Annotated in this window: 22 protein-coding genes; 11 read left to right on the top strand and 11 right to left on the bottom strand. The window is 60.2% G+C overall.

The genetic code is table 11. From position 1 onward, the window contains the following. Positions 1-15 precede the first annotated feature (15 nt). A complete protein-coding gene (locus tag ACJ8HB_RS13275; RefSeq protein WP_077791463.1) occupies positions 16-801 on the bottom strand; it encodes a sulfite exporter TauE/SafE family protein in 786 nt (261 codons plus the stop codon). Positions 802-992: 191 nt separating this feature from the next. Here ACJ8HB_RS13275 and ACJ8HB_RS13280 point away from each other — a divergent pair, with 191 nt between their 5' ends. Together ACJ8HB_RS13280 and ACJ8HB_RS13285 are read left to right on the top strand one after the other, a co-directional pair. Further along, entirely contained in the window at positions 993-2,231 is a 1,239-nt protein-coding gene (locus tag ACJ8HB_RS13280) for an NAD(P)/FAD-dependent oxidoreductase (protein ID WP_047567538.1), read from the top strand. Between the two features lie 126 nt (positions 2,232-2,357). Next, a complete protein-coding gene (locus ACJ8HB_RS13285) occupies positions 2,358-2,651 on the top strand; it encodes a SelT/SelW/SelH family protein (RefSeq protein WP_004928553.1) in 294 nt (97 codons plus the stop codon). A gap of 22 nt (positions 2,652-2,673) precedes the next feature. On the opposite strand, the gene ACJ8HB_RS13290 is transcribed toward ACJ8HB_RS13285, so the two are convergent. Beyond that, complete coding sequence (locus ACJ8HB_RS13290; protein WP_047567542.1) at positions 2,674-3,336, bottom strand: CPBP family intramembrane glutamic endopeptidase; 663 nt, start codon at positions 3,334-3,336, stop codon at positions 2,674-2,676. Between the two features lie 215 nt (positions 3,337-3,551). Here ACJ8HB_RS13290 and ACJ8HB_RS13295 point away from each other — a divergent pair, with 215 nt between their 5' ends. From ACJ8HB_RS13295 to ACJ8HB_RS13315, 5 genes are all read left to right on the top strand, one after another. Continuing rightward, a complete protein-coding gene (locus ACJ8HB_RS13295) occupies positions 3,552-4,046 on the top strand; it encodes a TIGR00645 family protein (RefSeq protein WP_033655048.1) in 495 nt (164 codons plus the stop codon). Between the two features lie 188 nt (positions 4,047-4,234). Next, positions 4,235-4,690, top strand: a complete 456-nt coding sequence (gene fabZ, locus ACJ8HB_RS13300; protein WP_033648284.1) for a 3-hydroxyacyl-ACP dehydratase FabZ — start codon at positions 4,235-4,237, stop codon at positions 4,688-4,690. 30 nt (positions 4,691-4,720) lie between these two features. Further along, positions 4,721-5,509, top strand: a complete 789-nt coding sequence (locus ACJ8HB_RS13305; RefSeq protein ID WP_033655031.1) for a spermidine synthase — start codon at positions 4,721-4,723, stop codon at positions 5,507-5,509. Positions 5,510-5,589: 80 nt separating this feature from the next. Beyond that, positions 5,590-5,784, top strand: a complete 195-nt coding sequence (locus ACJ8HB_RS13310) for a ribbon-helix-helix protein, CopG family (RefSeq protein ID WP_004928567.1) — start codon at positions 5,590-5,592, stop codon at positions 5,782-5,784. A 144-nt stretch (positions 5,785-5,928) separates the two neighbouring features. Beyond that, positions 5,929-6,330: a VOC family protein gene (locus ACJ8HB_RS13315; RefSeq protein ID WP_033634513.1), complete on the top strand. Its 402-nt coding sequence runs from the start codon at positions 5,929-5,931 to the stop codon at positions 6,328-6,330. Between the two features lie 39 nt (positions 6,331-6,369). On the opposite strand, the gene ACJ8HB_RS13320 is transcribed toward ACJ8HB_RS13315, so the two are convergent. The 3 genes from ACJ8HB_RS13320 to ACJ8HB_RS13330 all read right to left on the bottom strand — a co-directional run bounded on the left by ACJ8HB_RS13320 (position 6,370) and on the right by ACJ8HB_RS13330 (position 9,695). After that, positions 6,370-7,752 (bottom strand): MFS transporter, encoded by a 1,383-nt coding sequence (locus tag ACJ8HB_RS13320; RefSeq protein ID WP_047567547.1) that lies wholly within the window; start codon positions 7,750-7,752, stop codon positions 6,370-6,372. A gap of 113 nt (positions 7,753-7,865) precedes the next feature. Continuing rightward, on the bottom strand, positions 7,866-8,933 hold the full coding sequence (locus tag ACJ8HB_RS13325) for an oxidoreductase (protein ID WP_047567549.1): 1,068 nt from the start codon (positions 8,931-8,933) through the stop codon (positions 7,866-7,868). A gap of 12 nt (positions 8,934-8,945) precedes the next feature. After that, positions 8,946-9,695, bottom strand: a complete 750-nt coding sequence (locus ACJ8HB_RS13330; protein ID WP_033655028.1) for a DeoR/GlpR family DNA-binding transcription regulator — start codon at positions 9,693-9,695, stop codon at positions 8,946-8,948. A gap of 148 nt (positions 9,696-9,843) precedes the next feature. Between ACJ8HB_RS13330 and ACJ8HB_RS13335 the strand changes: the two genes are divergently transcribed. Next, complete coding sequence (locus ACJ8HB_RS13335) at positions 9,844-10,719, top strand: alpha/beta hydrolase (RefSeq protein ID WP_047567551.1); 876 nt, start codon at positions 9,844-9,846, stop codon at positions 10,717-10,719. On the opposite strand, the gene ACJ8HB_RS13340 is transcribed toward ACJ8HB_RS13335, so the two are convergent. Further along, entirely contained in the window at positions 10,646-11,863 is a 1,218-nt protein-coding gene (locus ACJ8HB_RS13340; protein WP_047567552.1) for an MFS transporter, read from the bottom strand. The two genes, ACJ8HB_RS13335 and ACJ8HB_RS13340, sit on opposite strands and share 74 nt — an antisense overlap. Further along, a complete protein-coding gene (locus ACJ8HB_RS13345; RefSeq protein WP_047567554.1) occupies positions 11,863-13,020 on the bottom strand; it encodes a serine hydrolase domain-containing protein in 1,158 nt (385 codons plus the stop codon). The genes ACJ8HB_RS13340 and ACJ8HB_RS13345 overlap by 1 nt, the downstream gene beginning before the upstream one ends. Positions 13,021-13,141: 121 nt before the next feature. Between ACJ8HB_RS13345 and ACJ8HB_RS13350 the strand changes: the two genes are divergently transcribed. Beyond that, positions 13,142-14,029 (top strand): LysR family transcriptional regulator, encoded by an 888-nt coding sequence (locus ACJ8HB_RS13350; RefSeq protein WP_047567557.1) that lies wholly within the window; start codon positions 13,142-13,144, stop codon positions 14,027-14,029. A gap of 79 nt (positions 14,030-14,108) precedes the next feature. Here the strand turns inward: ACJ8HB_RS13350 and ACJ8HB_RS13355 are convergent, their stop codons facing one another. The 3 genes from ACJ8HB_RS13355 to ACJ8HB_RS13365 all read right to left on the bottom strand — a co-directional run bounded on the left by ACJ8HB_RS13355 (position 14,109) and on the right by ACJ8HB_RS13365 (position 15,433). After that, positions 14,109-14,243, bottom strand: a complete 135-nt coding sequence (locus tag ACJ8HB_RS13355) for an AcrZ family multidrug efflux pump-associated protein (protein ID WP_033634505.1) — start codon at positions 14,241-14,243, stop codon at positions 14,109-14,111. Between the two features lie 193 nt (positions 14,244-14,436). Further along, a complete protein-coding gene (locus ACJ8HB_RS13360; protein ID WP_047567559.1) occupies positions 14,437-14,907 on the bottom strand; it encodes an Rrf2 family transcriptional regulator in 471 nt (156 codons plus the stop codon). 130 nt (positions 14,908-15,037) lie between these two features. Further along, the gene (locus tag ACJ8HB_RS13365) at positions 15,038-15,433 is read right to left on the bottom strand and encodes a DUF427 domain-containing protein (protein ID WP_047571623.1); all 396 of its coding nucleotides are present in this window, start codon (positions 15,431-15,433) and stop codon (positions 15,038-15,040) included. Positions 15,434-15,660: 227 nt separating this feature from the next. Between ACJ8HB_RS13365 and osmB the strand changes: the two genes are divergently transcribed. Continuing rightward, entirely contained in the window at positions 15,661-15,873 is a 213-nt protein-coding gene (gene osmB / locus ACJ8HB_RS13370) for an osmotically-inducible lipoprotein OsmB (protein WP_033648276.1), read from the top strand. A 155-nt stretch (positions 15,874-16,028) separates the two neighbouring features. Here the strand turns inward: osmB and ACJ8HB_RS13375 are convergent, their stop codons facing one another. Next, on the bottom strand, positions 16,029-17,570 hold the full coding sequence (locus tag ACJ8HB_RS13375; protein WP_170943491.1) for a methyl-accepting chemotaxis protein: 1,542 nt from the start codon (positions 17,568-17,570) through the stop codon (positions 16,029-16,031). 413 nt (positions 17,571-17,983) lie between these two features. Here ACJ8HB_RS13375 and ACJ8HB_RS13380 point away from each other — a divergent pair, with 413 nt between their 5' ends. Then, complete coding sequence (locus tag ACJ8HB_RS13380) at positions 17,984-19,222, top strand: hypothetical protein (protein WP_033655022.1); 1,239 nt, start codon at positions 17,984-17,986, stop codon at positions 19,220-19,222. Positions 19,223-19,340: the final 118 nt, after the last annotated feature.

The raw sequence follows: 19,340 nt of genomic DNA on the forward strand, positions 1-19,340 counted from the left end.
TTTTTTCCTTCCGTTTCATAGGCTTTTAAATAACATATACAGGGCCAGCGCCAGGAGCATGAGGGCATAGAGCACGTTGATAATGCCCTCGCGTTTTTTCAGGCGCTCGGCGAGTGCCACCCCCACCACGCCCCCCAGAACGCCGCCGACGATGAGCCAACACGTAATGGCGAGCGACACCTTTCCGGACATGGCGTAGCTGGCGCTGGTCGATAGCCCCATGGCCGCCACGACCACCAGTGAGGTTGCCACCGCCTCAACCATCGAGAAGCGAAAAAACCAGACCAGCGCCGGCACAACCAAAAATCCGCCGCCAATGCCCAGAAAGCCCGCCAGCCCGCCCAGCGCGAGAACGCTGGGCCATACGATGGCGGGATGAACGGCAGAATGGGAGGACGGCAAGGGGTTGCCGGCAAGGGGATTTCTTTTCAGCGTCAATCCGGCGACCACCAGCATCAACAGGGAAAAAGGCAGGGTTATGTAGTGTCCGTCCGTGATTTTTCCCATCTGAGAGCCGGCCAGCGCCCCCATGACGGCGAGCAGCGAAACGACAAGCCCGGTCTGCCACCTGACGTTGCCTTTGGAGGCGTGCGCGGCCAGGTTGATCAGCGCGTTAATGGCCACAGACATGGCGCTGGTCCCTATAATCAAATGCGTATCCGGCACTTTCACCATATACAGCAATAATGGCACGCAGACGATTGAGCCGCCGCCGCCGGTCAGGGCCAGGAGAAATCCCACAATTCCCCCGGTGACCACTAACAGCATCACGATATAAAAACTGAAATGGAAAAAATCCACTGCGTTAATCCCTTAATGATGCTCATGTCATTTATTAACGATCAGTTCACCGGCAATGTCAAATAACTTATTTCGATTTGTTATTACATATAGCAAAATGGAATATGTGATTTTTTATATAACCACAAGTTCTATGAATTCGCTTTTAATCTGGGCGACAACCCCCTACTTTCTTATGAAAGGAGGCCTGCATGAAACCAGAGAAAATAAATACCCAGAAAAGCGTCGTTATTATTGGCGGCGGCTCATCCGGAATAGGTATCGCGGCAAGCATAAGGAAGCGAGTTAAAGATATCGATATAACGATAGTGGAGCCTAACGATTGTCATTATTATCAACCAGCATGGACTCTGGTGGGCGGCGGGTTCTTTGATATCACGAAAACACGGCGCTCCATGCATGCCGTTCTGCCCTCAGGCACCGCATGGATACAGGATAGCGTGGTCAGGATTGAGCCCAGTCAAAAATACATCGAGACCCGCCAGGGGCAGAAAATAAACTATGACTTTCTTATTGTTGCATGCGGACTGATTTTACGCTGGGATAAAATAGAGGGCCTTGAAGAAACCCTGGGATTAAACGGCGTCACCTCTAATTATCGCTTTGATCTTGCCGAATATACCTGGCAACTGGTCCGCGAAATGAAAGGCGGCCAGGCGATATTTTCTCAGCCACCGCTCCCCATCAAGTGCGCCGGCGCACCGCAAAAAGCCTTGTATCTGTCATGCGATTACTGGCGTCGCCAAGGCATCCTGAATAATATTAACGTCAATTTCTGCCTTGCGGGCGCGGCAGTTTTCGGCATTCCGCAATTTGTCCCCCCGCTGACCGAGTATTTGGGAAAATACCGAGCACAGGTCAATTTCAATCATCATTTGATCCGTGTTGATGGCGAGAAGCGGCAAGCGACATTTGCCGTAGAGACAAATGAAGAAGGAAAACGCGAGTTAACTCTGCCCTTCGATATGCTCCACGTGGTGCCGCCCCAATCGGCCCCGGCGTTTATTTCGCAAAGCGGCCTCGCTGATGGTGCCGGCTGGTGCGATGTGGATAAATCGACGCTGCAGCATAAGCATTGGCCGGATATTTTTGCGGTAGGCGACTGTTGCTCGACGCCAAACGCCAAAACCCTGGCGGCAGCCCGCAAGCAGGTGGTGGTGGCGGCTGAAAACGTCGCGGCGCTGATTCAGGGCGCGCCTCTCACTGCCCATTATGATGGTTATGGTTCCTGTCCATTGACGGTTGAGAAAGGCAAAGTTGTGCTGGCGGAATTTGGCTATGACGGTAAATTGCTGCCCACGTTTCCGCTGCTCGACGCCACCCAGCCCAGCCGTCTGGCCTGGTGGCTGAAAGCCTGGTTTTTACCCCGGTTTTATTGGGCAGGCATGCTGCGTGGTGTTGAATGGTTTGCCGGCAGCAAGCGGCCGTGACGCGCGCTCGGTCCCCCTCTCGTTCCTGCCGCTGCAGACGCTTGACTATTTGGCGAGACGAGGCCACCATCGTTTGCAGGTTCCTCAGGCTGATTGCAAGCCGTTACCACTACCGGTCGATCATCGATGAAAAATGCCCCCGCCGTTACGATCCACTACTGTTCACAATGCAACTGGCTGCTGCGCGCCGGCTGGATGGCGCAAGAGCTGCTGAACACCTTCGGCGACGATCTCGCCTCCGTCACCCTGATGCCGGGCACCGGCGGGGTCTATCAAATCAGCGTCGATGGCGTAATGATTTGGGATCGCAAGATTGACGGCGGTTTCCCCGATGCGGCGCAGTTAAAGCAACGGCTGCGCGATCACAGCTTCCCCGATCGCTCTCTCGGCCACAGCGACGGTAAAAAAGCCCGGCACTGAAAATCGGGCGGTAAGCACGGCTTCAGCTTAACGCATAGCTGGCCGCCATCACGACGCCGTTCATGGTCATATGCAGCCCGATGGGCAAATAGATCCCTTTGGATCTCACTCGGGCGGCCGTCAACACCAGCGAGATGAGCACCAGAGCTGCCAATGTGCGCCAATCGGTGTACTGGGTATGCAAAACGGCAAAGATGACAGACACCGTTAACGCGACCCAAAGCACCTTATCGTTAAACCAATACATCAGCGCGTTAAACAGACAGCCGCGAAATACGATCTCTTCATAAATGGGGACCACGAAAACCAACAAAGCGGCATTGAGCGCCAAAATTTCGCCAGGCAATGCCACCTGCTCCGTCACCCAGGTTTCCGTTTTCTCCACGCCCATCAAACGCGGGAAAATAAACTGAATCACCAACAGCGCGAACAGCAGCAGTGCAAAATCGTTGCGCTTAATCTCGCCTTTGCCCAATCCTTCTCTGCGGCGGAAAAAGAGCAGGTATAACGAAAAGATAGCGATGAACTCCATTCCATACAGCAGCGGCAGCAATAGCCCTTGTCGCATCAAGGCGGCTCTGTTCTCAAGGAACAGCGGAATAAATGTAATCAGGAACATCAGCAAAAACATGGAAAAGCAGCCGTTGACGGCTCGCGTTCTCGCGATAAACGCATTGTCGACCATATAACCATCCTTAGTTTTGAGCAGCCCTTGACGAAACAGTAGCAAGGTGAGATATCGCGGCAGTTTATCCCCATGCGTTCTCATTGTCATGAACCCGTTCACAGCGAGCGTCCATTCGCAAATTTCTCCAAGCCATTGGCAACCAGTTGATTTCGCCCGGGCCACCTGCGTTATACTGAGCGCTCTTTTGGCCACGCATTTGACACAATTTTATGATGGAACGTTTACTAGAAAACGCGATGTACGCCTCCCGCTGGTTGCTCGCGCCGGTTTATTTCGGCCTTTCACTGGCTCTGATCGCACTGTCGATCAAATTTTTTCAGGAAATCCTGCACGTCCTGCCCAACATCTTTTCTGTCGCCGAAGCCGATCTGATCCTGACCCTGCTGTCGCTGGTCGACATGGCGCTGGTGGGCGGGCTGTTGGTGATGGTGATGTTCTCCGGTTATGAAAACTTCGTCTCGCAGTTGGATATCACCGAAGGGAAAGAAAAGCTGAGCTGGCTGGGCAAAATGGATGCCACCTCGCTGAAAAACAAAGTTGCTGCGTCTATCGTCGCCATCTCCTCCATTCACCTGCTGCGGGTGTTTATGGACGCCAAGAACGTGCCGGACAACAAGCTGATGTGGTATGTGATCATCCACCTTACCTTTGTGCTGTCCGCCTTCGTGATGGGCTACCTGGATAAAGTGACCCGCTCCAAGCACTAAACGCGCTGCCACACCCGATCGCCAGGATCGGGTGCCTCCCTCTCGCTCCTCTCTTCGCCTGTTTCTGCGCCGTCGTTTTTTTCATCTGGCACATATGATGATAATTTTATTATAATGTTATTACACTCATCATGGACTGAACGCCGGCCCTCGCACCGGTTTCGCCGCAGACAGGATCACGCTCTCTCATGCCATTGACTGGTCACCCCCTGCAATTCAACGATATTCAGGCGATTTTGCCTCATCGTTATCCCTGCCTGCTGGTCGATCGCGTGCTGCCCGCCGGCACCTGCATTGCCGAAGGGCGGCTGAGCGCCATCAAGAACATCACCGCCAATGAGCCGACGTTCTGGAACGGCCACGCACACTTCGCCGGATTTCCCGGCGTGCTGTTGGTGGAAGCGCTGGCACAAAGCACCGGTCTGCTGGCCCACTACTATCTCGGGGCGCTGAATGAGGGGGAGCATTACTATTTCGCCGCCATTCAGCGCGCGCGGTTTTATCGCGCCGCCCGCCCTGGGGACCAGGTGCTGATGGAGGTCGCTTTTGTTCGTCGGCGCGGGGCGATCGCCCGCTTTACCGGCCGCGCCAGCATCGATGGCCGGCGCATTTGCACCGCCGATTTCATGTGCGCCCGTAAATAGGCCGCTTGCCAAAGGAGCCCTGCGAATACCATGTCTCTGGTTGACAGCTTACTTAAAACCCTCGATTTCTCTCCGCGCGGCCAGGTGATCGCTCGCGAAGCCGACGCCTGGGGCGAAATCATCGTTTCCGATCACAAGGACTACCGCACGCTGCGGTTTGACGGCATCTGCGAACAGAGCAAGATGAGCCTCAGCAACCCCGCGCAGCCGATCCACAACTACATCAAAGCGATGCTGATGGCGGTGGCCTGGCAACCGCCGAGCTCGGCGTTGATTTTGGGGTTGGGCGGCGGCAGTCTGCTGCGCGCGTTGCACGCGCTCGATCCGGCCATGCGTCTGGACGTGGTTGAGCTGCGCGCTGCGGTGATCGCCGTCGCGCGCCGCTATTTTACGCTGCCGGCCACCGGCACCATCAGCCTGCGCACCGCCGACGCCATGGACTTTGTGCGCCCGCCCGTCGAGACGCGTTACGATCTGATCTTCTCCGATCTCTATTCGGCGTTCGCCATGGATCCGCAGCAAGGCACCCAGACCTTCCTGGAAAACTGCGCCGCGCGGCTGAACGACGGGGGCTGGCTGGTGCTCAATTACCACGATCTGCCTGACGAAAACAGCCTGCTGTACCACAGCCTGCAGCGAATATTCGGCACCGTACTGTTTTGCGTCGCCCCCAGCGGCAACGTGATCATTTACGCCACGCCGGCCCAGGTGACGCTGCCGCTGAGCGCACTGCGCAGCCTGGCCGCCGGCAGCGGCGAGCTGTTCAACTGCGAACTCGGCTACCTGTCACGCAAAATAGAGCGGTTGCATTTCCGCTAAAGACGGGCGGCGACGCGGTCTGGCTGGCCGCTTCGCCCACATGGTATTATCATTCAGTTATCATTCTCTGGAGGATCCTGATGGAAAAGAAAACGGCGCGGCTAACGGTGCTGATTGACCCGGACAAGAAGAAAGCCCTGGAGGAACTGTGCCTGCAGCAGGACGTCACCCCTTCCCAGGTGGTGCGCCAGCTGATCCGCGATTACCTGCATAAGCATCAGGTGGACTATCCCAGCCAACCGACTCACGCCAATCCGCGCGTCGAAAGCAATTGAGCGGCGGCCTGCCCCGCACACCGTGAAGCGCGCTTTGCCCCTGCGCGCGTCTCTAATCCGAATCCTCCGTTGCGGTCTGTCCATTCGGCAATATCGCTGCTACTGTTTTATGCGTTCATACTCTCTCTTCGGAAAGGAAGCGCCATGTTCAGCCATATTACCGTCGGCGTCAGCGATCTGGACGCCGCCGCCGCCTTCTACGACGCCATCCTGTTGCCGCTGGGATTACAGCGGCGGGAAGTGACGCCGGACGGCGGCCCCGCCGCCCGCTGCTGGGTGATGCCGGGCCAAACGCTGCCGCGTTTCTATGCTTACCAACCCTTCGACGGGCAACCCGCCAGCGCCGGCAACGGCAGCATGCTGGCGTTTCTCGCCGCCGATGAGCTGGAGGTCAAACGCGCTTACGCCGCCGGCCTGCTGGCGGGCGGCAGCGGTGAAGGCGAGCCCGGCGAACGCGCGCATTACGGCAAGGGCTATTTCGGCGCTTACCTGCGCGACCCCGACGGCAACAAGGTCCATGTGGTGTACCGGGGCGATCTCGCCTGATGAAATGTTCGGTTCATATCGCCACCGGCGTAGACGGATTCATCGCCGACGCGGGCGGCGGCCGCCGAAGGCGATGAGCAGCGCCGCCAACGCCAACAGCGCCGCCACGCCGTAGGTCACCTGCATGCCGTAAGCCGCGGCGGCGGCGGCGCCCGCCACCCGCTGCGAAGCCAGATAAAACAGCGCCCCCAGCGCCGAAGCGCCGGTGATCGCCCCAAGATTGCGCGCCAGGTTCACCATGCCGGCGACCAGCCCGCGCCGTTCGGGAAACAGATCCTTCATCAGCATGGTGTTGTTGGCCACCTGAAACAGCGCATAGCCGGCGGTCAGCAGCGCGATGGGGCCAACATAGCCGAGCACGCCCCAGCGGTTAAGCAGCGACAGCAACGCCGCCCCGGCGGCCACCGCCGCCAGCCCAAACTGGCCAATGCGCTGCGATCCAAAACGATCCACCAGATAACCGGCCGGAATGCCGGTCAGGATCGCCACCGCCGGCCCCGCCGACATCACCAGCCCGACCTGCGCGGCGCTTAGCCCCAGGGCGCGCGACAGGTAGAACGGCCCGACCACCAGCGTGGCGGTCATGACCGTCATCACCAGCGCGCTGGCCGCCAGCCCCGCCGTCAGGGCCGGATGGCGAAACATCGCCGGCGCCAACAGCGGCGATGCGGCGCGGCGTTCCACGCCGATGAACAGCGCCCCCGCCAACAGCGCCCCCAGCATCAACGCCAGGTTGAGCGCACCGAAGTTGCCGCGCCCAAGGGTCATCGCCAGCGAATAGCAGAGCAATGCGCCGCCCAGCAGCAGCGTACCGGCGCGATCGAACGGTTCCTGGCGCGCTGCCGGGCGTGCCCCATCCGGCAAGTATCGCCAGGCGAGCCAGAGCGCCAGCAGCCCCAGCGGCAGATTGATAAGAAACATCGCCCGCCAGCCGAAACCGGCGATCAGCGCGCCGCCCAACGACGGCCCCAGCGCGGTGCCCACTGCCGACATCGTGCCGAGCAGACCCATCGCGCGGCCGATTTTATCCGTGCCCAGCGCTTCGCCCGCCAGCGCCATGGCGATCGACATCATGACCGCGCCCCCCAGCCCCTGCGCCATGCGCGCCGCCAGCAGCAGCCAAAGCTGCGGGGCCAGCGCACAAGCGAGCGAAGCGGCGGTAAACAGCGCGATGCCCGCCAGCAGCAGGCGGCGGCGATTAAGGCTGTCGCCGAGGCGGCCGATGCCGATGATACAGGTGGTGACGGCCAGTAAATAACAGAGCAATACCCACTGCACCGCCTGGAACGAAGCATGGAACGCGGCGGCGAGCGCCGGCAGCCCGACGTTGGCGATGCTGATGCCGAGCGATGACAGCAGCATGCTCAGAGACAGTGCGGCCAATATGCCGCGGACGCCCTGCGGCGAAGGATGGGATAACATGGTAAACACTCCTGACATAGACTGAGGATTAGCCTATGCCAGGGGTTGGGATGGCGGAAGACGCACGGTATGCACTGTATCCATGCGTCTGACGCCTTATCTGACGTGAGCCGTTACCAGGCGGCGATTTCCGCCTCGGTGAGCGGCAACGGCTGAGTCACTCCGGTTTCCGCCGCCAGGGTGGCCGCCTCCAGCACCGCCATCACCGCCAGCGCCTGCGCAGCGGTAACCGGATTGCTGCCGGCGCCGCGCAGGGCGTCGCGTACCTGGAAGTAATACTGGCGCTGATCGCCATTCGGCGTCGGCAGCGTGCGCACCGGCTCCGTGCCGATAAACAGGCTCATCGCGTCGTCGTCTTTGCCCCACTCCGCCGAGCCCGGCGTCACGCCGGCCAGCAGTTGGCTCTCCTGCCCGTCGGCGCGCGTTTTGACCACGCTGCCTTTCTCGCCGTGCACGGTAAAGCGCGACACGCCGCCCGCCACCAGCATACTGCCATGCAGGATCACGCGGTGCGTCGGGTAGTTGAGCACCACGTGGGCCCAGTCGTTAACCTGCGCGTTGGGGCGCAGCGTGGCGATGTTGGCCTGCACGCTGTGCGGCAAACCGAACAGCTGCAGCGCCTGATCGACCATGTGCGGCCCCAGATCAAACCACAGCCCGCTGCCCGGCAGGTTCTGCTCGCGCCAGCGCACCCTCACTTCGGGGCGGTAACGATCGATGTGCGACTCAAAGTGCGTCACCTTGCCGATCAGCCCCTGTTCGATCACCTGCTTCACCCCCAGGTAGTCGCTGTCCCAGCGGCGGTTCTGGAACACCGACAGCAGGCGATCGTGTTTTTCCGCCGCCGCAATCAGCGTGCGCGCCTGCGCCAAGTCCAGCGTAAAGGGCTTATCCACCACCACGTGCTTGCCCGCCTCCAGCGCGGCCAGCGCCAGCGGCGCATGGGTGTCATTCGGCGACGCGATCACCACCAAATCCACCTCCGGTCGGCGGATGGCCTCCAGCGGATCGGCGATCACCTGCGCGTGCGGCAGATCGGCATGCACCTTGGCGGCATCGCGCGAAGCCACCACGCTCAGTTCCAGCCCCGGCACCGCGTTAATCAGCGGCGCGTGAAACGCCTTGCCGACAAAGCCGTAGCCAATCAGCGCCACCTGCAACGGTTGAGCGGTATCGTTCATCAGTGTTCTCCTCTAGCGGTCGTCGGCGACGACACAAAGTTCAATCAGTGACTGTTCGTCCAGGTTGTCCCACGGGCGATCGGTAAACAGCCGTTGGATCTGCGCCAGATCCGCAACGTGATGCGGTTCGCAGCGATCCAGTTTCATATGGTCGGCCACCAGCCAGCGCTCGCCGCTGTTGGCCAGCATGGCGCGTTTGACCTCTGCATCGGCCTCGTCGCCGGCGCTCAGCCCCAGCTGCGCATGCACCGCGCAGGCGCCCAGCAAGGCGATATCCGCGCGGTAGCGTTCCAGCAACGCCAGGGTGGCGCTGCCGGCGAACAGCCGCTGGCGCGCATCCCACTGGCCGCCGAGCAGAATCAGGTTGATCTCCGGTCTGTCGCTCAGGCACTGCGCGATATCCAGCGAAGCGGTGATCACCGTAGCCGGCCCGCGCAGCGCCTGTGCCACCGCCAGCAGCGTGCTGCCCGCATCCAGCATCAGGGTGCTGCCGGGCGGGATCTGCGCGGCCACCGCGCGGCCGAGCCGCTGCTTGACCTGCGGCAACAGCGCCGCGCGCGCCTGGCGCGGCATGCCGGACGGTTCGAGCGCGATCGCCCCGCCGTGATGTTTCTGCGCCAACCCTTGCCGCTCGAGATCGGCCAGATCGCGGCGCACGGTATCGACCGAAACGCCGATGGCGCCGGCCAATTCCGCCACCGCCGCCTGCCCGCGTTCGCTGAGCAAATCCAGTAAATGGCGCTGTCGTGCCGCTTTGTGCATGGGTTTATTCCGCAGTAAAAAGCATAAAACAGCAATATACAGCAGAAAACAGCATCAGAGAAGCCGCAATGATGCGCACCGGAGATCAAACATCTTTTCGCCTGCGGGATGATGATGAGGGCATAACGCATAACAATCAGGAGAAGTGATGAGCATCGATCTGACGTTTGCAGACCTGAGCGCGCGCGCCGTGCAATACAACGCCCGCGCTTCGGTGGAAGATTTTGACGCCTGCATGGCGGAATACGCCGCGCTGGCCCAGCGTGCCAGGGCGCAGACGCCGGGCATTTACGATCTGCGCTACGGCATGAGCGCCGCCGAGCGCCTCGACCTGTTCCCGGCCAGCGTACAGCCCGCCCCGCTGCTGGTCTTTATTCATGGCGGCTACTGGCATTCACAGCGCAAAGAGGAGGCCTGCTCGATGGCCGCCGCGTTTGCCCGCCGCGGCGTGGCGGTCGCCACGCTGGAATACACGCTGGCGCCGGAAGCGACGCTGGCGGAGATCGTGCACGAGGTGCGCAGCGCCGTCGCCTGGCTCTATCATCACGGGGCGCCCTTCGGCATCGATCCGGCGCGCATTTTCGTCAGCGGCAGTTCAGCCGGCGGCCACCTGTGCGGCATGCTGATCGCCGACGGCTGGCAGCAACGCTATCGCCTGCCGCCCGACGCGATCAAAGGCGCACTGGCGCTGAGCGGCCTCTACGATCTGCGGCCGCTGTGCGATATCTATATCAACGACTGGCTGCACCTGACGCCCGAACAGGCGCAAGCCCTCAGCCCGCTGTTTTTGCTGCCGGCGAAAGAACATGCGCCGCAGATCCTGCTCGACGTCGGCCAGCGGGAAACCCAAGGCTTCAAAAACCAGACGCAGGCCTATTATGACGCCTGCCTGGCGCGCGGCCTCGACGTCCAGCTGCTGGCAGATCGCCACTGCAATCACTTTACGCTGGTCAACGAACTGGCCGATGCGGAAAGCGCGATGTTTCGGCAGGTGATGGCGATGATTGACGCAACGCAACCGTAGCCTGCCGTTGCAGCCACAGCCTGGCGGCGATCGCGATCGCCGCCAGTGCGGCAAACATGGCCCCGCACAGCAGGCTGCCCGGCAGCCCCCAGGCAGCGATAAACCAGCCGCCCACCAGCGAACCCACCGCCACGCCCAGATTGATAAAAGCGATATACAGCCCGGTGGCGAACGCCGGCGCCTGCGGCGCTTCGGAGGTCAGCCAGATCTGCGTCACGATCAAACCGCTGGTGTGCGCCGCTCCCCAGTACAGACAAAGCGCCGTCATTGAACCGATATTCGCGCTGCCGTAGCAATACAGCAGCGCATAGGCCGCCATCAAGGCTATCGGGTGCAGCAACACCGTCACCGCACGATGACGGCTCAACCCCTTGCCGGCCAACAGGTTGCCCGCGACACCGCCCACACCGAACGCCACCAGAAGCAAGCCGATGGCGCCGCCGCTGAGGCCGATTTCACGGCTGAGGTACTCGGCCGCGTAAGCGTAGACGGCAAACATGGCGGCAAAGATCAGCACGCAGGTGGTGATATTCAGCCACAGCGTGCCGCTGCGCAGGATGGCCAACTGCTTGCCATAGCTGAGGCGCTGCACGGCCGCATCAGGCAAGCGCCACAGCAATCCCAGCGCCGCCAACAGGTTGACCAGCGCGCAAAATCGGAACGACGCCTCGTAGCTGAACTGCCCGGCGATCCATTGCGTCAACGGTATCCCCAACACCATGCCCATGCTGGTGCCGATAAACGCATAAGCGGTTGCTTTGGTGGCCAGATGCGGCGGATAAAGCGCTGCGGCCGCCACCATCGCCAGTGAAAAGTAGATCGGGTGAAACAACGCCGGCAAAATGCGCAGCAGCATGAGCATGGCAAAGCTGTCCGCCTGAGCGGCCAGCGCGCTGGCTGCCGCAAACACGGCCAACGCGATCAACAGTATGCGTTTACGATTGAACCGCGACGCCAGCAGCACCAACAGCGGTCCGAACAGCGCAATGGTCAGGGCGAAGACCCCGACCAGCCAGCCGGCCTGCGCCGTGGAGATGCCATAGCGCGCGATGATCTGCGGCAAGATACCCACTACGCCAAACTCGATGCAGTAAACGCCGAACAGCCCCAGCACGATGAAGAAAATCGGTGGCAACAGGCCCATCACATCGCTCCCGTCGCGGCATAAACCGCCTGACAAATCTCGCCGACAAAAGCGCCGGACATCCCCTCCAGCGCCGTGTTGGTAAACGCCACCACGCTGAGCTGCCGGGCAGGATCGACAAACCACGAGTGGCCATAGGTGCCGCCCATCCGCCAGCTGCCAACGGACTCCGGCGTTTGCGCGGCGACGGGATCTCTCAGCACGGTGACGCCCAGGCCAAACCCGCGCCCTGGCCAAAACGGCATCGGCAGATCGCCGATTTGGTTGGTGGTCAGCGCCGCCACCCAATCAGCCGGCAACACCTGCCCGCCCCCCTGGCGCAACGTTTCCAGCAGGCGCAGGAAATCCTCCGCCGAACCGACCATGCCGGCGCCGCCGGAGGCGTACGCCTGCGGATCCAGCGCACGCGCCGGCGACAGATGAAAACCGGCGCTGCCGTCGATGAACGGTAAACGATCCGGCTGGCGCAGGCGGCGTGGCTCGCCGGGATGATCGGCGTATGCGGCCGCCAAACGCGCGGCGTCCACCGCCAGGAAATCGGTATCCGTCATCGCCAGCGGCCCGGTCACCCATTTTTTGACCGCTTGCGCCAGCGGCAGGCCGCTCGCCTGTTCAATGACCGCGCCCAACACATCGGTGGCGATGGAATAACGCCACGCCGCGCCGGGCGGAGCCAGCAACGGCGCGGAAGCGATACGCCGCACATTTTCCTGCAGGCTTACCGCCGCCTCATCCATGCCGTCGGAGACCGCCGACTGGGCGTAGAATCCCCCTTCCGGCTGGAAAAAACGGTAGCTTAATCCGGCGGTGTGGGTCATCAAATGCCATAGCGTCATCAACGGTTGGGTGCCGTCCGCCAGCCGCGGGCGAAAATTCGGCAGCCAACGCGTGATCGGATCGTCTAACCGCATGCCGCCTTGCGCCATCAGCGCCAACGCCGCCGTGGACACGATCGGTTTGGACACCGAAGCCAGCCGAAACAGCGTATTGCACGCCATCGGCTTGCCCGCTTCGCGATCCGCCATGCCCGCCGCGCGTCGATAAACGATCTCACCGCCCTGCGCCACCAAAACGACCGCGCCAACCAAGCGTTTTTCACGCAAAGCTTTTTCTAGCGCGCCGTCGATCGCGTTGGTGGAGGATCCGTATTCACTCATCTTTATTGCTCCAGGTAGTCAGCCCATGCTGTCGCCACCGAGCATAGAGCGTGGTGATTAACGGAAAAACAGGCTAGATTTCCTTTCATAGCGGACATTCACGTCCGCAATGGGGTAAGCAATGGATAATATGTCTGGGGTAAGCGTCTTTGTGCAGGCCGCGGAGACGCTGAGTTTCGTTGAGGCCGGGCGTGTGCTCGGCATTTCCGCTTCCGCGGTGGGGAAAAGCATCGCCCGCCTGGAAAACCGGCTGGGCGCGCGCCTGTTTCACCGCAGCACGCGCAGCATGACGCTGACCGCCGAAGGCCGGCTGTTTCTGCACCGCTGTCAGCGCATTCTCGGGGAATTGGCGGCGGCGGAACGGGAAATCAGCGATACGCACAGCGCGCCGCGCGGCAAGCTGCGTGTCAGTTTGCCGCTGGTGGGCGGCCTGTTGAATCCGGTGCTGGCGGAATTTGTTCGGCGTTACCCGGAAATTGAGCTGGAAACCGATTTTTCCGACCGTCGGGTCGATGTCATCGAAGAAGGTTTTGATGCCGTGGTTCGCGTCGGCGAGACCGAAGACTCACGGCTGATGAGCCGCCAGCTGGGCACGTTTCATCTGCAGCTGGTGGCCTCGCCGGATTATTTGCGCCAGATGGGGATCCCGCGTCAACCGGCGGAACTGCAAGGCCATGCCTGCCTGCTGTACAAATTTCCCTCTACCGGCAGAGTGGAGCCCTGGCCGATCGCCGGATGGGAAAAGCTGCTCGCCGAGGGGATCAACACCCGGCTGGTCTGCAATACCGTCGATACCCTGATTTACCTGGCGGAAAGCGGCCAGGGCATCGCCTGTTTGCCGGATTTTGCCGTAAAGCGCGCACGGGAACAGGGGCGATTGCAACCGATCTTGTCTGAGCATTGCCACCACACCGGCAGCTTTAAAGTCCTCTGGCCTTCCAGCAAACACCTGACGCCAAAACTCAGGGTGTTTATCGATACGCTGAGCGCCCGGCTTTTTCGGGACTAGAGACGGTATACGCGATGGAGTAATGATGGGAAGGAAAATGCGGGGGCCGGAGGACGAGAACCGCCCCCGGGCGTGCCGCTCAGCCTTTTTTGCGGCCGATAGCGGAAAAGACGTTGAACACTTCACCCAGGCCGTAAATCGCGCCGAGCAAAACGGCCACCATTACCGGCACCAGGACCACCACGGTGGCCAAGCTTTCAATCATTTCTAACATCGTTCTCTCCTGGTTTATAAGCACAGCGAATCTGTGCCGGAAGAAAAGGTTTCCGGCCAATCGGTTGAGTATCGTGGGGAGGCAGTCTAAAACGTGAGCTACATCACACTTGATGCGAGCTAATGTAACTTACACAATTACATTAACGCAATGCAAAAAATGCTCTGCGCGAAGAAGGAATTGGCGCGGGTTTTTATTGCGTATCCGCTTGATATTGCGGCGAACAAGGGACAAAAGGATAGCCTGCGCGCCGCTCGACCTGCCCGGCCATTTCGGCGATGCTGGTTTGCGCCAGGCTGGCTTCCAGCGCGAGACCGACGCGCGCAAACTCTTGCTCCAGCACCGGGGTAATGGCGTGGCCGATATAGCACGCATCGTTAGGCCGGGTACGGTGCAGCATGAAATACGGTTGATCTTCCACCGCGCGATACACGTCCAGCAACGAGATCGCTTCCGCCGGCCGCGCCAGCAGCGCCCCGCCGCCTTGCCCCATCTGTGAACAGGTCAGCCCCGCCTCCGCCAGCGCGCCGAGGATGCGCCGCACCACCGTCGGGTTGGTGTTGACGCTGCGCGCGATATCTTCGGAACGCACCGTCTGGCCACGGCACAGCGTGATATTGGTCAGAATATGGATGGCAACGGCAAATCGCGTAGAGGTAGACACCTTGGCACCTGCTCAGAGTTTCGTTTATGTCGGACTAAAACATAAGGAAAACGTATCAATTTCCGATAATACACATAATGAGTAGGGATAAGAAGAATGTCAACCTGCCCACGCCCGGATGCGGCGGGGCTCAGGCTTCGGCACGGATTTCCGCCACTTTGTCGGGATAAAATGCCAGATGATCCTTGATCGCCACCACGGCGTTGTAGGGCATTTCATAGCTCCAGGCCGTATTGGCGCCCTGCTCGCCGTTAAGCGCCAGGGAGAAATAACTGCAGTCGCCCTTATAAGGGCAGTAGCTGACGTGCTCGTTTTTCTGCAACAGCGCCATATTCACGTCCTCACGCGGAAAGTAAAACACCGGCGGATAGCTGGCTTCCTGCAGAATGAGCGCATGGCGGCTGTCGGCCAGGGTCTGACCGCCGGCACGCACCACGACCCGCGTCGGATGGCGGGTCAAGGTGATCGGGTGATCAGGGCCGGGGATTTTCACCGGTTTGCCGGATGCGGAAACGAGATCGGACATGGCGGCCTCCAGAGTGTGCGCCCCGCCGCGAGGCGTCTTCCCAGTATAGACCAGCGGTTTTGCCGGCGGCCGCGCATTCGGCGAGCAATTGCTTTTCAGCGCCGCAAAATTAAGAATTTTTACCTGTTCGATTTTCTTACGGAGGAATACATTCATCTCAACTTCTACCGGCAGGTTAATCGGATTATTTTTAATCCATTAATCAGTCAATTTACCAGGAACTCATTATGAATATTAAACGTGCCGCAGGTGTGTTGGTGGTGGTCATGGCAACGCTTTCCGTTACCGCATGCGGGCATATGTCCAAGCGCGATCGCAACACGGCGATCGGCGCGGGCGTGGGCGCCGTCGGCGGCGCTGTGCTGACCGACGGCAGTACGCTGGGCACCCTTGGCGGCGCAGCGCTGGGCGGCATTATCGGCCACCAGACCGGCCGTTAATCATCCGGTTAAAATAATCTCTGCAGGCCGGCGCTTTTTTAACCCATAAGCGCCGGCCTGTTTTTTTTATCGCGATAAATTCCCTCAGTGAGGGAAAATAATAAATAACGTTAAACGCAGCTTTATTATTCATTAATCTGCGGCGTGGTTATTTATTACGCCGGCAGCCTGAAGCGCGCCATCGCTTTTTCTAACCGTTCCGACTCGCCCTGTAACCGCTGCGAAGCCTCGGTCACCGCGTTCACCACCGTGCCGGTTTGCCGCGCCACCTGATTCAGCGCCGCGATGCGCGCCGTCACGCCCTGAATGCTTTCCCCCTGATTGAGCGACGCCAGGGAAATGTCCCCCATCAGCGCACTGCATTTGTTCACCAGATCGATAATTTGGCGCAGGTTGCCCGTCAGTAGATCGACCGCCTGCGAGCCTTGATCGATTTGCTGCAGCGAACGGTTGATCAACTGCTGAATATCGCGCGTCGAATGGCTGCTCTTTTGCGCCAACAGGCCCACCTCTTTGGCCACGATGGCAAAGCCGCGGCCGTGCCCCCCGGCGTGCGCGGCCTCGATCGCCGCATTCAGCGCCAGAATATTGGTCTGGAACGCCACGCTGTCGATCAGCGCGACGATGCCGCGCATCTCGGCCGATTGGTTGACGATCCCTTGCATCGAAACATTGACGGTTTGCATCATCCGCTCACCGGCGCCCGCGCACTGCCGGGCCTGTTCGGTTCGTTGGCTGGCCTGCTGCGCATATTGGCCGTTTTCTTCCACCCGCGCCGCCAGTTGCCGCACGTGCTCGGTCGCCAACTGCAATTCGCCGTCCTGCTTCGCCGACTGCGCCGTCAACTGTCGATTGCCGTCCGCCAGCCGCCCGACGCCGTTCAGGATCCCGCCCGCCGCATCGCGCACCTCGCTCACCAGGCGCTGCAGGCCGCCCTGCATATGGCCAATGCTGGTCTGCAGCTGACGCATCTCACGGTTGAACGCGCGCCCAGGCGGCAGCGGCCGCGAAAGATCGCCGGCGGCCAGTACGTTGAGGTGCGCGATCGCCTGCCGCAGCGGTGCGATCACCCAGCGAGAGACGCCGAACCAAACGCCCACGGCGATCAGCGCCAGCGCGGCCAACGCGCCGAGCGCAAAGGTTTTGGCCTGCTCCAGCGCCGCCAACTGCCGCACGTTGACGTCATCGCCACGCCGTTCATTCAGCGCCTGGTAAGCGAGATACTTCTCGTTGAAATCCGCCTGAAACGCCTGGATCGGCACGGCGAAAAACGCATCGATGCTGTTGCCCTGCAATCCTTGCGCCTGCTCTTTCAGGCCGTCATAGAACAGGCGATAGCTGTCTTGCAGGGCACCCGGCGCTTCCGGCGCATCCGCGCTCAAGCGCTCGAACCGGGCAAAGGCCTGCTCTGAAGCCTGCAGCGCCGCCAACGACTCATCCAGCAGGCTGTGCCAGCTGCCGTCGGAGCCGGTGGCTTTGTCCTGCAGATAATAGATGCCCGCACGGTTCAGGGTGTCGCTGGCCGTCAGTAGCGACAGTCTGGCGCGATCCATCGTCGCCTGCTGGCGATGCAAGGCGTCGCCCGTCACCAGGTTAACCTTGGCGTCGCGCAGAATATTGGAAATAAATACGGTGGAAAACAATTGCAGCAGAGAAAATAGCGCGATAACGCAAATTACGCCGCTTAATAAGCCCATGCTCTTGCCGAAGCCAAACGCGCGCGGCAGCGCTGCCGCAGATTTTACCCTGCGGCCCAGTGTCAGTTTTATGTTCATGATTTTTAGTCAGTAATACCAGGATGCCGCGAGTCTAACGGGCATTGATGACACTAATATTTCAGCCTGCTTTGCGTCGCCCCCGCAGGCCAAGGCGCCCAATAATCGGTATTGCCCGTCAACTCTCATTTTTATTTCTTGACTTGTTTAATACCGGATTTATAGTTTTTCCATTAAACAAGAAACAAAGTTTCATATATTAACCGACGCTGAATTTAATATATGAAACGCACAATAAAATCGTCTCAAATATAAAACCAATGAGCGTAAATGCCCTGTTCACAGGTGAAACTCGCTCGCCTTAATAAACAGTCTACTTTCATCAGGGGCCAGGCATGCGCACGATCACGCTTTGTTTTTTTCTTGTTTCACCAGTGAGTTATGCGGCCACCGCCGCATTGCCCAACGACGCTGCCGCCACCGCGGCACCGGTAAAAAAAAGCCGTCCGGCATTGCCGCATATTCATTGGCAAAGCGAGGATAATAAAAAGAATATTGATATCGGCGGCGCGCTGCGCGCCAATTATCGCTATGAAGACTGGCACAGCAGCAATTATCGGAATCCGCCGCATTTACGCTTTGACGCCTTTCGCATCGATGCCGCCGGCCAGATAAACAACGCGTTTTTCGATAGCGGATTCTGGTTTCAGGATCGACGCAAATACGCCATCGACCGCGCCTATGTCGGTTACCACCTGTCTGAACGTTCCGCCGTGCAGCTTGGCGCGCCGTTCAAACCGTTCGGCCTGATGCCCTACCCGCAGTTCGGCTGGTCGTACGGCATTCCGTTTTACCTCGGCTTTGGCGTCAACACCGGGCTGGGTGCCAAATACCAATATCAGCATGACGATTGGGCCTTCGACGCCGCCTACTACCCGCGCATGATGCCGACCGGCGTGCGTTACGCCCCCGACGTCGCCAGCTACGACGATCTGAAAAACACCAACTATGCGTCACAGCACCTGCAGCGCAACGAAAAACGCGATCAGGTAAACCTGCGGCTGACGCGCGCTTTCCATCAGGGCGGCTGGGACAATGAGCTCGGCGGTTCGCTGGCGGCTTCGCGGCTCTATAACCAGGCGACCGGCGATAACGGCAGCTTCTGGGCGGCGGGTTTACATACGCTGGTGAATTACGATCCCTGGCATCTGTCCGGCCAGGTGATCCGCTACGGTTACGACGCCAAAGGCCCGGCCGGGGCCAACAATTCGGTGATCCTGATGGGGGGCAACGGCCTGACACCGGCCTATCTGATCCCGTCGCAGGCCACCACCGCCGCCATCAACCTGGCGCGCGACGTCGACGTGCCCTGGGGGCCGGTGAAAAAGCTGCGGTTCTACAACGACTACAGCGTGCTATGGAAAGACAGGCACGGCGGCTCAGATTCCAAAATGAACACGCTGGGGGTTCAGGTGTTCGCCATGCCGGTGATGCTGTGGGTGGATCTGACCTGGGCGCAGAACGCCAACCCGTGGGGCGGCGTGGAAAACGCCACCGGCTGGACCGGCACCCAATCCTCCGGCAGCAATAAATGGTATTTCCGCACCAACGTGAACATCGGTTACTACTTCTGAACGCGTCGGGATCTACACTGAAGCATCGCCGCCAGCCGGGCATGGTCGACGCGCTGTTCGCCCGCGACGCCGGGCTGGTGAACACCGATCTGCAGGCGCTGAAGCGCCTGCAGATCGG

It is taken from the genome of Serratia sp. CY27727 (assembly GCF_052169275.1).
Classification (GTDB): Bacteria; Pseudomonadota; Gammaproteobacteria; order Enterobacterales; family Enterobacteriaceae; genus Serratia; species Serratia sarumanii.

Coding starts and splice junctions, on each gene's coding strand:
- ACJ8HB_RS13280 (WP_047567538.1), top strand. CDS start 993: ATGAAACCAGAGAAAATAAATACCCAGAAAAGCGTCGTTATTATTGGC.
- ACJ8HB_RS13285 (WP_004928553.1), top strand. CDS start 2,358: ATGAAAAATGCCCCCGCCGTTACGATCCACTACTGTTCACAATGCAAC.
- ACJ8HB_RS13290 (WP_047567542.1), bottom strand. CDS start 3,336: ATGGTCGACAATGCGTTTATCGCGAGAACGCGAGCCGTCAACGGCTGC.
- ACJ8HB_RS13295 (WP_033655048.1), top strand. CDS start 3,552: ATGGAACGTTTACTAGAAAACGCGATGTACGCCTCCCGCTGGTTGCTC.
- fabZ (WP_033648284.1), top strand. CDS start 4,235: ATGCCATTGACTGGTCACCCCCTGCAATTCAACGATATTCAGGCGATT.
- ACJ8HB_RS13305 (WP_033655031.1), top strand. CDS start 4,721: ATGTCTCTGGTTGACAGCTTACTTAAAACCCTCGATTTCTCTCCGCGC.
- ACJ8HB_RS13310 (WP_004928567.1), top strand. CDS start 5,590: ATGGAAAAGAAAACGGCGCGGCTAACGGTGCTGATTGACCCGGACAAG.
- ACJ8HB_RS13315 (WP_033634513.1), top strand. CDS start 5,929: ATGTTCAGCCATATTACCGTCGGCGTCAGCGATCTGGACGCCGCCGCC.
- ACJ8HB_RS13320 (WP_047567547.1), bottom strand. CDS start 7,752: ATGTTATCCCATCCTTCGCCGCAGGGCGTCCGCGGCATATTGGCCGCA.
- ACJ8HB_RS13325 (WP_047567549.1), bottom strand. CDS start 8,933: ATGAACGATACCGCTCAACCGTTGCAGGTGGCGCTGATTGGCTACGGC.
- ACJ8HB_RS13330 (WP_033655028.1), bottom strand. CDS start 9,695: ATGCACAAAGCGGCACGACAGCGCCATTTACTGGATTTGCTCAGCGAA.
- ACJ8HB_RS13335 (WP_047567551.1), top strand. CDS start 9,844: ATGAGCATCGATCTGACGTTTGCAGACCTGAGCGCGCGCGCCGTGCAA.
- ACJ8HB_RS13340 (WP_047567552.1), bottom strand. CDS start 11,863: ATGGGCCTGTTGCCACCGATTTTCTTCATCGTGCTGGGGCTGTTCGGC.
- ACJ8HB_RS13345 (WP_047567554.1), bottom strand. CDS start 13,020: ATGAGTGAATACGGATCCTCCACCAACGCGATCGACGGCGCGCTAGAA.
- ACJ8HB_RS13350 (WP_047567557.1), top strand. CDS start 13,142: ATGGATAATATGTCTGGGGTAAGCGTCTTTGTGCAGGCCGCGGAGACG.
- ACJ8HB_RS13355 (WP_033634505.1), bottom strand. CDS start 14,243: ATGTTAGAAATGATTGAAAGCTTGGCCACCGTGGTGGTCCTGGTGCCG.
- ACJ8HB_RS13365 (WP_047571623.1), bottom strand. CDS start 15,433: ATGTCCGATCTCGTTTCCGCATCCGGCAAACCGGTGAAAATCCCCGGC.
- osmB (WP_033648276.1), top strand. CDS start 15,661: ATGAATATTAAACGTGCCGCAGGTGTGTTGGTGGTGGTCATGGCAACG.
- ACJ8HB_RS13375 (WP_170943491.1), bottom strand. CDS start 17,570: ATGGGCTTATTAAGCGGCGTAATTTGCGTTATCGCGCTATTTTCTCTG.
- ACJ8HB_RS13380 (WP_033655022.1), top strand. CDS start 17,984: ATGCGCACGATCACGCTTTGTTTTTTTCTTGTTTCACCAGTGAGTTAT.